Here is a 13,867-nt window from a genome sequence, read left to right on the forward strand (position 1 = left end):
CACAAAGGATAAACAATAGCGGCTAAACTAATTTTAAGAGGCAATGATAATTTTACTGCGGAAATTCTATCTTGGTATATATGGGGCCAGCCAATGGCTCCTTCAAAGGAGAAAATAGCCGATACTCAATGGATAGATAGGGAGGGAAATATAACACTAAAAGTCGAAGCGCAAGAATTTTTAGAAAAGGCCGGAGACTTTGTAAACGCAAAAGACTTTAAATTATTTGAAACATTTTTTAGCGGTAAAACCGTAAGCGGAAATAAGCTAAACAATGGAAATGCGACATTGAACGAAGGTCAATATGAGAGGTTTGAAAATGGATTATATTTTTTAACTCAGGAGCAATTTGCAAATCTATTTTATGGAGAATATAAAGGGAATAATGAATTAGGTGAGAATGGTAAGCCTAAATCATATACATACGATGTAGCCAAAGAACCAACACTCGATAAACACCCTGCTGGAATATCTCTTTACAACCGAAATATAGACAATCCAGACTTTGCCAAACTGGCTTTTACATTCGGAAGCATGGACGTGGGGCTTAATACCTCTAAAATTCGGTATGTTTTGGATGAAAATCTCAACCCTAGCCATGTGAGAGATGTAGAGTATCAATTTAAGGCAGGAGATTTTGATTTTAAAGGAGGTAAAGGTAGCGGACTAGTAAATTATATATTAAATAAAATAGCAGATCCTAGCAGCATAGGGAAAAAAGTCGAAATTAAATTTACGGGTGAAGCAAGTATAGACGCAGGGAGTATGAATAAAAGTAACTATGAGGCTATGAAAGAGTTAAAAGAATACAACTTAGATAGTTTAAAGGGTTATGGCAAAGTTTTCGACCCTGATTTTTATAAAGCCATGGGTCTATTTGAAGAAGAATACAATCGCATAAAATCTTCAGGCGTTATAAACTACCTAGACGAAAATGACAAACTTGTTATGTATGGAACTAACAAGGATGATCGGCTTGTCGAATTTCAGACTAAAAATATAAATTTTAGCGAACCTCTGCTCAGCGAATTATTTAATGTAAAAAATCACTATAAAGAATATGTAAAAAACGGCATAACCTATGTCGGCGGAAAAGGAAGTGATACTATAGTAGGCTCAGAATATGGCGATATACTGTATTCGAACGATAAAAATAATACCGATGATGAAGCGCAAGATGTATTAATAGGCAGCAAGGGTTTTGATACCTATTACGCAGGAAACAAAGACGTCATCTTTGATAGCGACGGTAAGGGTAGAGTCTTCTTCAATGGCACGATCTTAACGGGCGGAGCATATGATAAGGATAAAGGAGTATATATAAGTGAAGATGGGGAGACGGAGTATAAATTAGAAGATAGAAAATTGATCGTCAAAAAAGGCAGTAGTACAATCACGATCAATGGATATAGACAGGATTTTAAGGACGAGAGTGGGAATGCATGTCTTGGGATAACCCTTCTCGATATAGTTGAGATAGGTATAAGTATAAGTGACAACCAAACAAACGAAGGAGATAGCGGTAAAAAGTCGTTAGATTTTAATATTTCGCTACAAGGCTCTATCGAAAAGGGCGAATTTCTTATATTGGGGATAGGAGATAAAAAATATCTTTTCGGAAATCCAAGTAAAAAATATATCAAAAAATACAATCTAAATTTAGCGCAATATGAGCGGGGAAATACCTATACCTATACATGGGACGGCAATACGGACAAACAAGAGGATAGGGAATTTGATGTAACTCCTACAATCATCCAAACCTCAGATAAACTAAAAGCCAAGATATTAAAATCCGGTACCGGCAAAATCATCGATGACGACCGCGACCCGGATGATCCTGAAACTGACAGTTCCCCTATAGTAATAGATTTAAACAACGACGGCATAAATACTCTAAGCTTGGATTATACTAGAAACTTCGATCTGGATAATAACGGCTTTGCCGAAGCCACCGGATGGATACAAAAAGATGATGCACTATTGGCGTATGATAGAAACGGAAACGGCAAGATAGATAACGGAGGCGAGCTATTCGGAAACTATACTTTAAGCGATAATTACTATTCGCATACTAGCGGAAATACTAATGGCTTTAACGCCCTTAAAGAATTTGACACCAATAACGACGGCATAATCGATAAAAATGATAAAGACTTTGATAAGCTTCTATTATGGCAAGATAAAAACTCTAACGCCGTAACTGATGAAGGAGAATTAATCAAACTAAGCGATAAAGTGAAATCCATCGATCTGAACTATAAAGAAATTTTAACCGATAATAACGGAAATTCTATCAGGCAAACTTCTGATGCTACCTTAAATGATGGTACTAAGGTTAAGGCAGATGATATATGGTTTAAAGTGAATTTAAAAGATACCGAGGAAATAGCAGATCAAAACAAAATTCCGCTAGAAATCCAAGCCCTACCTCAAGTAGTGGCTAGTGGAAATTTAAACTCTCTAAGAGTGGCGGCAAGCAAGAACGAAAAACTGGCTACAATAATAAATTTATATCTGATGCTAAGCCCTGAAGATAGAAAGAAACATATTGATGAACTGATCTACGAATGGGCAGGAGTAGAAGCAATAGATAAAAATTCAATGAGGGGCGATGTAAAAGCAAGGGATATGGCCGTATATGAAAAGATCACTGGCAAACCTTTTAATCAAAGCTGGCGGGGTGCAAATCCAGGTCCAAATGCTTCTAATAGAGTTAATGATAAAATCAATACCTTTAAATATTATGTCTATGCCTCTATAGAGCTTCAAACTACATATTCCGATTTAAATTTAGATATGGAAAAGATGAGCTTAGAAAAAGGTGAAAAGCTAAGCTATAAATTTGATGCTTTGAATTCTAGACTTATGCGGCTATATAAAGACGGGAAATATGATGAAATTATCAAATTAATGGGTATCGTTCGAGATTCTAGCGCGTATAAACCTATATTCCAAAAGAATTTAAAAGAAAATCTCGTAAAGCTAGGCAGCAATGATGATAAATTATTATCTCTATGCCTTAATACGTATATAAGCGGAACAGATAGTAATGATTTTATACATGGAAATTCTGAGAATAATTTTATAAACGGAGGCAAAGGTAGCGATACGCTTTATGGTGGATACGGCAATGATATGTATGTATTTGACAGAGGCGATGGTGATGATACTATCTATGATATAGCAGGCGATGATAAAATACAATTCGGAGAAGGCATAGCCCCTAATGATATAAGCTTAAAAAGAGAATTGGATAAGCTTATACTATCTATCAAAAGCAAAGACGGGACAAGTAGCGATAGCATAACTATTCAAAATTTCTTTTCCGTAAATCCTGAAATCGGAAACAACACCGTAAGAACTATAGATTTTGCCGATGGAACCGTTTATGATTTAAATAAAATCCTTGAGCTTACTCCGCTAAGCTCTACCGATAAAGACGACAAGCTATATCTCACTGACGGCAACGATACTTTTGACGGAGGTCTTGGTAACGATGAAATTTGGGGCGGCAATGGAGATGATGTCATCGGCGGCAATGAAGGAAACGATGTACTTTATGGAAATAATGGCAACGACACCATAAATGGAAATGACGGAAATGACGAGCTGCATGGAGATGATGGCAATGACCAACTATTTGGAGGAGACGGTAACGATACCCTTTACGGAGAAAATGGAAATGATACTTTAATTGGTGGCATGGGCAGTGATAATTTGCAAGGTGGAGACGGTAACGATACACTAAATGGCGGTCTTGGCAACGACACCTTAAACGGCGGTTACGGAAATGACACCTATGTCTTTAATAAAGGCGACGGCAACGATATTATAACAGATTATGGTGGAATCAATACCCTGCAATTTGGTGAAGGAATTTCTAGAAGCGATTTAGAATTTAATGTGATTAATTCCGGTTCGGATTTAAAAATTTCATTTAAAAACAGCCCCGATGATAGTATTATCATCAATCAAGCTAATATTGAAAATATAAAATTCATAAATGGAGAGATTTTAAAACTTAGCGATATTTTTAATAGCATAAAAATTATAGGAACCGAAGGAGATGATGTTATTCATGCAGGCATAAATACTCCTCATATTATAGAAGGGGGCAACGGCAACGATAATATTAGAGGCAATAATTACACCAAATTGATCAACGGTGGCAAAGGAGATGATTGGCTTAATGGTGGGGAGGGCAACGATACCTATATATTTAATAAAGGAGATGGTACAGACACTATAATCGATCACGGAGGTAATAATATTCTCAAACTAGGTGTTGGATTAGATAAAAAGGATTTGATCATCTCGCAAGATTACAATAGATATATACTTTTATCTTTTAAAGATAATGTTAATGATAGTATTATTTTTACTTCTACTAATATTCAACTTGTTGAATTTGCTAACGGCGATAAAATGAGTATAGATGAGATTAAAAAGTTATCTCTTACCGGAGACGATACCGATAATACAATTTATGGATATTACAATGAAAATAATATCTTAATCGGCAACGGAGGTAATGATACGCTTTTCGGTGGAGACAAAAACAATATTCTAATAGGAGGAGCGGGTAACGATGCGCTCAGTGGTAGTTATGGCGATGATACCTATATATTTAATAAAGGTGATGGTAACGACATTATAGCGGATTACGGCGGAATTAATACTTTGCAATTTGGCGAAGGAATTTCTAAAAATGATTTAGAATTTAATGTGATCAATTCCGCTTCGGATTTAAAAATATCATTTAAAAATAGTCCTAACGATAGTATCGTCATCAATCAAGCCAATATTAAAGATATAAAATTTGCAAGCGGAGAGATTATAAAACTTAGTGATATTGATAGTATAAAAATTATAGGAACCGGAGGTGATGATATCATTCATGCAGATATAAATACTCCTCATATTATAGAAGGTGGTGATGGCAATGATATTATTAGTAGCAATGGTTACACCAAATTGATCAACGGTGGCAAAGGAGATGATAAACTTTATGGGTAAGGCGATGATGACATCTATATATTTAATAAAGGCGATGGGAACGATATCATTAACGATATCAGAGGATCTAGTACAATAAAATTTGGTGAAGGTATAAACAAAGAAGATATAAGCTTTGTAAGAAAACGAGATAAACTTATAATCTTAATAAAAGGCGATGAAGGAAAGATTAACGATAGTATAACTATTTTAAATTTCTTTTATGCAAACCCAGAAATAAGTATAAGCAACAACCCTATAAAAACTATCTCATTTGCGGATGGAAGCATTTATGATTTTAATAAAATACTTGAACTGGTTCCGTTAAGCTCTACCGATGAAGATGACGAAGTATATCTTACTAGGAAAAATGATATATTTGATGCAGGCCTCGGCAACGATAAAATTTGGGGTAATGACGGAGATGATATTATCGATGGCAACAAAGGAAATGATTCCCTATTTGGAGATAACGGCAACGATACATTAATTGGAGGTAAAGGAAACGACAAATTATTTGGAGGAGAAGGCAACGATATCTATATCTTCAATAAAGGCGATGGGCACGATACTATAATGGACGATATTGGGAATAATGTAATTAAATTTGGAGAAGGAATTAATAAAGAAGATTTGGTTATAAATAGAAGTCCATATAATGAAACCAGCATAAAATTTTTTTTCAAGAATAATACAAATGATAGCATCGATGTAAACTCTATAGATACATTATCAATTGAATTTGCCAACGGTGACAAACTAGGCTTTAAGGAGATGAAAAAATTACCTCTCTTCGGAAGTGATGCCAACGATACTATTCATGGTTTTCTTTCTAATCGAAATACTTTTATCGGTAATGGCGGTAATGATATACTTGAAGGAGAGTACGGGGACGATATCTATATATTTAATAAAGGTGATGGAAGAGATACTATAGTGGATTATGGCGGTGGTATAGATGTTATTAAATTGAATGACTTTAATTATAGTGATATAGAGATTAAAAGAGACGGAAATAATCTAGTAATTAATTCTAAAATTTCGGATGATAGTATTACGATTCGCAAATTTTACCTTTTGGAAGAGCAATATTATTTTAACTCTATAGAATATATAAAATTCAAAGATGGAAGTATATACAATTTATTAAATGAAAAATTTATAGTCGCCACCAACGAAAATGATAGAATATTTCTGACAAATTTAGATGATGAAATTAACGGGCTTGATGGAGACGACGTAATCAATGGGCAAGGCGGCAATGATATCTTGATTGGAGGCAAGGGCAATGATAGGCTTGATGGTGGAGACGACAACGACACTCTAATCGGCAGTGAAGGGAACGATACGCTTTACGGAGAAGAGGGCAATGACGTTTTAACCGGGGGGATTGGTGACGATATCCTAAAAGGTGGCAACGGAAACGATATTTATATCTTTAATAAGGGCGATGGTAATGATATCATAGACGACGAAAATGGCAAAGATACTATTAAATTTAATGATTTTAATGCCGATGATGTAATCTTAAAAAGAGAATTTAATAATTTAATCATAAGCTCTAAAATCTCCAATGATGTTATAACTATCAGCGGCTTTTTTCATGCGCATAGTGAATATGAGTATGCCATAGAAAATATCCTTTTTAAAGACGGCTCTATTTGGGACTATAAAACTATACTTGATAATTCGGCCATAAAAGGAACCCAAGGTGACGATAAAATCTGCCTTGGCAATGAAGATGATAATTTTAACGCCCTAGGTGGAGATGATGAAATTTATGGAGAAGGCGGCAATGATACTATAATCGGCGGGGATGGCAATGATAAACTTGATGGCGGCGCAGGAAATGACATCCTTTATGGAAATAAAGGAGATGATATTCTAAGTGGCAGCGAAGGAGATGATATTTTAAATGGCGGAGAAGATAATGATAAGCTTTATGGTATGATAGGAGACGATACCATCATTGGGGAAAGCGGCAACGATATACTTGGTGGAGGCAATGGTAACGATATCTTAAACGGCGGATCAGGTTACGATCTTCTTGACGGTGGCGAAGGTAATGATATCTTAATCGGCGATAAAAATGACGATACCCTCAATGGCGGATACGGCGATGATACTTATATCTTTAATAAAGGCGATGGCAACGACACTATAACTGACAATCAAGGAGCCGATACTATTAAATTCGGCGAAGGAATTGGCAAAGAGGATCTCATCGTCAAAAGAGTTGCAAGAATGGATGATCGTACTGGACGAAAGGAATATTCGGATATAGCCATATTCTTTAAAAATTCCCCAAATGATTCCATCACTATGCAAAACGTTATCGATAGCAACAAAAATAGAGATAACAACATAATAGAGAATTTTGAATTTGCTAATGGCGAGAAGCTGAGCTTCGAAGATATCAAAAAGCTATCTTTGATTGGTACCGACAATAACGAGAACATTGTAGGTTATGTTCATACACACAATATTATCAAAGGAGAAGGCGGAGACGATAAGCTTTACGGTCAAGGCTGGAATGATACTATGTATGGCGGAGACGGCAACGACCTAATCGAGGGCGGTAGCGGCAACGATACCTTAATAGGAGATAGGGGCAACGATACTCTAAATGGCGGTATAGGAGACGATACTTACATATTCAATAAAGGTGACGGCAATGATATAATAGAAGATAACGATGGGGTAGATACTCTTAAATTCGGTGAAGGCATACAAAAAGAGGATCTAATTGTTTCAACTAATATCAATCAGAAGTGGTCTTATTTAAATAATGCAACAGATATAATCATTAAATTTAAACATAATGAAGCCGATTCTATAACTTTAAAAAATGTTCTTACTGAAAATAAAACCAGAATTAATGGCGCCATAGAGAATTTTGAATTTGCTAATGGAGAAAAATTAAGCTTTGAAGATATCAAGCAATTATCTCTTGTGGGTACTAATGAAGGAGAAACAATAAAGGGCTTTGAAGATTCAAACAATACTCTTATAGGTAATGGTGGAAATGATTGGCTTTACGGAGATGAGAAGAATGATATTTTAATCGGTGGAGAAGGAGATGATCATTTAAGAGGCAACGAAGGAGACGATACCTATATCTATAATATCGGCGATGGCAACGATACAGTCCATGATTATGAAGGAGAAGATATCATAAAATTTGGTAAAGGTATAAACAAGGAAGATATCATTGTAACTAAAGGCGAAGTAAAATATGATAGTTATACAAGATCAAGGTATCAAGATTTAGTTATATCACTTAAAGGAGAGCAAGGAAGTATATCTATGGAGTATATTATATCCGAAGACGGCGGTATCTATGAAAAATACTCACATAAAACATTAGTATTTGAAAATGGAGACAAATTAAGCTTTGACGATATTTTAAACCTATCTTTAATCGGAAACGATGAGAACAATGATATATACGGGTATAGCCATCGCGATAATATTTTAGAAGGAAATGGCGGGGATGATACCCTTTGTGGAAATAGCGGCAATGATACCTTAATCGGAGGAGATGGTAATGATGGATTAAATGGAGAAAAAGGTAATGATATTCTAATCGGAGAAAGAGGAAACGATAATCTATACGGTGGCAGCGGAGATGATACCTATGTATATAATAAAGGCGATGGAGTAGATTATATTTACGACATTGAGGGTAACGATACTTTAAAATTTGGCAAGGGCATTAAGAAAGAAGATCTGGTAGTATCAGTATCAAAAAATAAAGAGAAGTTGAGCCAATATGATGATACTCATAGAGTAATGGATATTAAGATAGGGTTTAAAAATAATGATACCGACGCCGTTTTTCTTAGAGGAAATATTATAGATAAATGCAGCAATAAAGATTTGACTATAGAAAATTTCGAATTTGAAAACGGCGATAAGCTAAACTTTGAGGATATTAAAAAATTAGCATTGACGGGTGATGATACAAATAATCTTCTATACGGCTATGATGATATAAATAACGTTATGAACGGCTTGGGTGGAGATGACGAGATCCAAGGAGGAGAGCTAAACGATACTATCTATGGCGGAACCGGTAATGACACGATAAGCGGAGATGAAGGAGATGATACTATCTATGGTGGAGAAGGGAATGATACTATAAATGGCGGTAGTGGCGATGACATAATAGAAGGCGGCAAAGGAGATGATGTAATAAAGGGCGGCTGGGGAGATGATACTTATATATTTAATAAAGGCGATGGCAACGATACTATAGCTGATTATGGGGATACCGATACGCTTCAATTGGGCGAAGGTATCACAAAAGAGGATATCATAGTAAAACATATTCCAGAAGGTACGATCATTAAATTTAAAAACTCAAAGAATGATTCTATCTCATTTGGTCGCTTTGGAATAAAGAGGATAAAATTCTTTAACGGCGAAGAGCTTGACACTGAAGGTATCGAAAAATTGGCATTAATCGGCACGGATGAAGCAGATACTATTTTTGGCAACTCTGATCAGGATAATCTTATCATAGGTGGCAAAGGTTATGATATTTTGTACGGAAGCTATTCTGGCAATAACACTTTTATATATAATAAAGGCGATGGAGCCGATACTATATATGCTGGTACCCGCGAAAATAGGATTAAATTCGCTCAAGGAATCGGAAAAGAGGATTTGCTAGCAGGAAGATGTGTAAATACTGACGCTAGAGACTACGATGAGAACAATAAAACCTACGATAATTTAAAAATTTCATTTCGTAACTCAGCGGGCGATTCGATTATGCTGTCGGATATAATAAAGTATAATAGAAATGCACAGGAGATACAAACCTTTGAGTTCGCTAACGACGATAAACTAGGCTTTGATGATATTAAAAGGCTATCCTTGATCGGTACCGATAAAAACGAGGAATTGCATGGCTACAACGATATGGATAATGAGATCAAAGGTGGCAATAGAAATGATATCCTAATAGGAGGTAATGGAGTTAATAATATCCTTGAAGGTAGTGGCGGCAATGATACGCTAAGAGGATGCTACGATATCTACGGTAATCCCGGCATAAGTATGGATGACAAAAATACCTTCGTCTTTTCTAGGGGTGACGGAAATGATACGATAGAAAATTTTAAAGATAACGATCTAGTCAAATTTAAAGACATAGGAAGCAGCGAGGTTAAATTTAATCTAAATTTAATCGACCATTCGTTACTTATCTCGGATAAACTATCAAATAGTAGCATCTTGATCAAAGACCACAATGTAAAGATAAATTTAAAATTTCAATTCAAAGACGGCAAAATTCTAGGAAGTGATTTTATAGATAAGCAAGCAAAACCTATAGGCGATGCAAACACTATGGTAGGAGGCAGAGAAAATAATACCTTTGAATATGCAGGCGGCATAAAGAATATAGCTGATCTTGGAGGCTACGATAAAGTGATCTTTAAAAAGCCAGGCAATAGAATATATTACAGCTCGGATGAAGTAAATCTAAAAATAAGCACCACTCCGATCGATGCGAATAATAAAGACGTCTTGGAAGTAAAAGGCTTTTTCAGTAATAAGAATAGCATCGTAGAGGAATTTCAAATAAATAGCTACTGGAATATTAAGGCGCAAGATATCTATAAGGCATTCGGTAAAACCTATATTGCTAATGCCAAACCTACCGCATTGGCGATGGATGCCAATATGTCTATGAATAATAAAGATCAAATCTCGCCTCTTTCAAAAAGCTCCGGCGATAGTTCAAATTCCAAATCAGGCTGGGATATGATTTTAGGTAGCGGCGATAAGAATGAATTAAAAGCTATCGTTTCAAAATTTTACAACGATGTAGACTTAAACACATCCGAGTTTAATTCAGCTCTTAGTCCTAGCGGCATTGCAAATTTAGACTCCGTCTCAGGCATCAGCAAAGAAGAGGCTTTGAAAGGCAATGCTTTCTTGAGCCAAGATACCGTAAACAAGATCATAGAGCAGCTAAATATCTACGCCGATAACTCGGAAGCTTTGGAATTTAACCCAAGAGATATTCGCAAGGATGACATGCAAGTTTATATGAGTTAAGGGTTATTTAGGATTATACCTTTTAAGGGTTATGTCTTAGAATTATGCCGGCATTTCATTCCCTACCGGCATATCGCTTTAGGTTAGAAATTTTATATGAGGCGGCACATTTAAAACGCCGCCTCATAAGTTGACGTACATTTTAAAACCATAGCTAGTCAAATGATTAAATTTTGATACGTAAATTTAAAATGCTTGCATGAGTATAAACAAATTCTGCAAATATCTCCATCCTTACATGGGTTTTTATGCTTGTGACCTTCCCCTTTCATAAAGAGCTTAAAAGGAGCGAGGTTAAAATTCTGTAAGTTATGCATTTTTACCCTTTACGCTCCTAAAATCCCAACTCATATCCGCCCTTCAACAAAATATTTCATTTAAAACCAACCCCTGGAATCCTCCGCATAAAACCCAATCCGAAAAACAAATGCCTTATCCCTCATAATCCCCCCCCCTACCTCTCATACCCTTCAAAACATCCGCATATCAGATTTTACCATTCTTCTATCACCAAGCCTTTTTATAAGAAACAATGAGCTGTTAAAAAGCAATAAGGCCTCTGAAAACAACAAAGTACAATAAGACTTTTAAAAAACGATGAGCTTTCTAAAGACAACGGAGCCACCGAAAAGAACAACAAAGCTATTAAAAGGCAACAAAGCTGCATGAAAATAATGAATCCCAAGCTTTTTTATTTTCTACATTATAATAGACCGGTAATCTTTAAATTTACCACAAAATCTATCACAAAGGAGCAGATATGCATTACGAAAATCTTTTAAGAGTCAAGAAAGGCATAAGAGTCTTTAACGATAAAGCTCAAGAAACGGCTGATCAGAATGAACTTATATGGCTAGTAAATACCTTTATCTCATATATTAGTAGAGCAAGGCATGATAAAAAAAGAGCGGATAATGCACTTAATGGTATATTGCACTATTATAAAGATATGAAAGTAGATAAAAGAGCCTTAAGCGAAGTAGTAAATAAAGAGTATAAAAAGCTACTAGGCCCAAAGAAAAAACCGACCAAATCAAAAATAGCAGATTATAAGGATTGCTTAAAATCCCTACATAAAAGCGGCCATAGCTATCAAAAAATAGCAGATATTCTATGGAAACGCTACGGCATACAAACCAGTAAATCAAGCGTAGCAAGACTATTAAAAAGATAAAGGTATATAATCATGGCTCTGCACACTAGAATGAACGCTAAGGCTATTATCTCTCAGATTATGAGGCAAGCAAACGGTATCGGAATATCAAAAAGTAACGTAAGACGTAATAGTAAGCTTAAAGGACAAAATGGTCATACAAAGAGCGCATACGCCCATAGCATTAAAAGCATTCAAAATTTAAGAGCGGTAACTACTCAATATATAGAATTTCTTAAAGTTAGGCACGGTCAAAAAATAATGCAAAACATCAATGCCGGCAGTGCAAGAGAGTGGCTACTGCAAAAAGCAAATAAAATAAGCGGCGGAGCGCTTAATACCTATATATCGGCATTAGCTAAGAGCTTTGATAATTGCAGTAAGCTAGGTCTAAACGTATCGGGAAAGGATATTACGGATATCCGGAAAGAATTTAAGAAAAAGGGTATGAACCTTCGTAAAAGGCATTATAACAGAGCCTATGAAAACCCATATAAGATCATAAACAATATGCAACTAAGCTCATTATACTATATATCCGCCAAGCTTCAATTGGAGGCAGGACTAAGACTGGATGACGCTATCAACTCAAGCAAATGGGAAATCAACGATGATAATAGTATAACCATACTCGGCAGTAAGAACGGCTTATGCTACAGTACTAAAAAGCTAAGCGATAAGACTATAAGGCAGCTAAAGCTTGCTAAGGAATCTGGATACTATGCCCCAAAGAATGCGTACGTAAAGGATCTAAAAGCAGCAGGAGCGGACAAAAGAGGAACACATGGGCTTAGATATAACTTCGCTCAAGAAAGATATGAAGAGTTACGTGAAAAGGGTATGAGTCATATGCAAGCTTTAGCTCAAGTGTCTATAGATATGGGGCATTCAAGAGTAGAGATAACTAGGCATTATTTGGTTGGGCTATAGTATAGGTGGCTTGGTTTGATTAGAGGCATTACTTAGGTTTGATTAAAAGAGTGGATGGCCAGATAGATGCTTTCGACATTTAAAAGTCTTTTTTAATGCTTAATGATGCTTAGATGATTTAAATATCCTAAATATCTTTGATACCCCTGTCAATGCTCAAATTCCTATTAAAGTAAGGCTGCGTATACTTAAAGCGGGGTTTTACATAAAATATCTATAAAGAGATGGATGGAGGTCACTCTATCTGCTTGTAAGAGTAATGCTTTAGCAAAGAATGCTCCTAAAAGGAATAAAAGAGACGAGTTTAAAATTTAACTAAAAAGACTTTTATAAGAAAATATCCCTGCAATGGATAAAATGCTGATTTGGTTGAGAAATTTAAGCTACCTATATATGAAACTCATGGATTATGGAATTAATGGATTAAATGGGCTTACTAATAGCTTTAGAATATCTGAAATACGCAGTAAGCTCGTCCCGGTTATTTTCTAGAGACTTAGCTAGATTAGAAAAATCCTCTGTATGTTTATAGTATTTGTCCGTTTATGGCAAGAGCTTTGCTATATCTATGGTATTTGCCGTATATATTACTTTCTTAAGCTTGTCGGATGTATTCTGTTCAATCAACAACTGCGCAAACCTTCAAAGAAGCTATTCTTTAGCCCTCTCTCCCCTTAAAATTTAAACCCCAGCCCCTTTAAATAACCTAGCCACCAT

General features: G+C 35.6%; 4 protein-coding genes and 1 pseudogene. All 5 read left to right on the forward strand.

Annotated features, from left to right (window positions below):
• The first annotated feature begins 93 nt into the window (after positions 1-93).
• The 5 genes and pseudogenes from Q0380_RS08795 to Q0380_RS08810 all read left to right on the forward strand — a co-directional run bounded on the left by Q0380_RS08795 (position 94) and on the right by Q0380_RS08810 (position 13,150).
• Positions 94-5,019: a calcium-binding protein gene (locus tag Q0380_RS08795; protein ID WP_298962798.1), complete on the forward strand. Its 4,926-nt coding sequence runs from the start codon at positions 94-96 to the stop codon at positions 5,017-5,019.
• Between the two features lie 147 nt (positions 5,020-5,166).
• Positions 5,167-5,547 (forward strand): annotated as a pseudogene (locus tag Q0380_RS10520) (calcium-binding protein); the annotation flags it as partial.
• A gap of 27 nt (positions 5,548-5,574) precedes the next feature.
• Positions 5,575-11,067 carry a calcium-binding protein gene (locus tag Q0380_RS08800; RefSeq protein ID WP_298962800.1) on the forward strand — a complete coding sequence of 1,831 codons (5,493 nt, stop codon included), beginning with the start codon at positions 5,575-5,577 and terminating at the stop codon, positions 11,065-11,067.
• A 760-nt stretch (positions 11,068-11,827) separates the two neighbouring features.
• Positions 11,828-12,241: a hypothetical protein gene (locus Q0380_RS08805; protein ID WP_298962803.1), complete on the forward strand. Its 414-nt coding sequence runs from the start codon at positions 11,828-11,830 to the stop codon at positions 12,239-12,241.
• A gap of 30 nt (positions 12,242-12,271) precedes the next feature.
• Positions 12,272-13,150: a hypothetical protein gene (locus Q0380_RS08810; RefSeq protein ID WP_298962806.1), complete on the forward strand. Its 879-nt coding sequence runs from the start codon at positions 12,272-12,274 to the stop codon at positions 13,148-13,150.
• Positions 13,151-13,867: the final 717 nt, after the last annotated feature.

The organism is uncultured Campylobacter sp. (genome assembly GCF_937959485.1).
Lineage (GTDB): Bacteria > Campylobacterota > Campylobacteria > Campylobacterales > Campylobacteraceae > Campylobacter_B.

Excerpts from the sequence above, each read along its gene's own strand:
- Q0380_RS08795 (WP_298962798.1), top strand. The coding sequence starts at position 94 with ATGGCTCCTTCAAAGGAGAAAATAGCCGATACTCAATGGATAGATAGG.
- Q0380_RS08800 (WP_298962800.1), top strand. The coding sequence starts at position 5,575 with ATGGACGATATTGGGAATAATGTAATTAAATTTGGAGAAGGAATTAAT.
- Q0380_RS08805 (WP_298962803.1), top strand. The coding sequence starts at position 11,828 with ATGCATTACGAAAATCTTTTAAGAGTCAAGAAAGGCATAAGAGTCTTT.
- Q0380_RS08810 (WP_298962806.1), top strand. The coding sequence starts at position 12,272 with ATGAACGCTAAGGCTATTATCTCTCAGATTATGAGGCAAGCAAACGGT.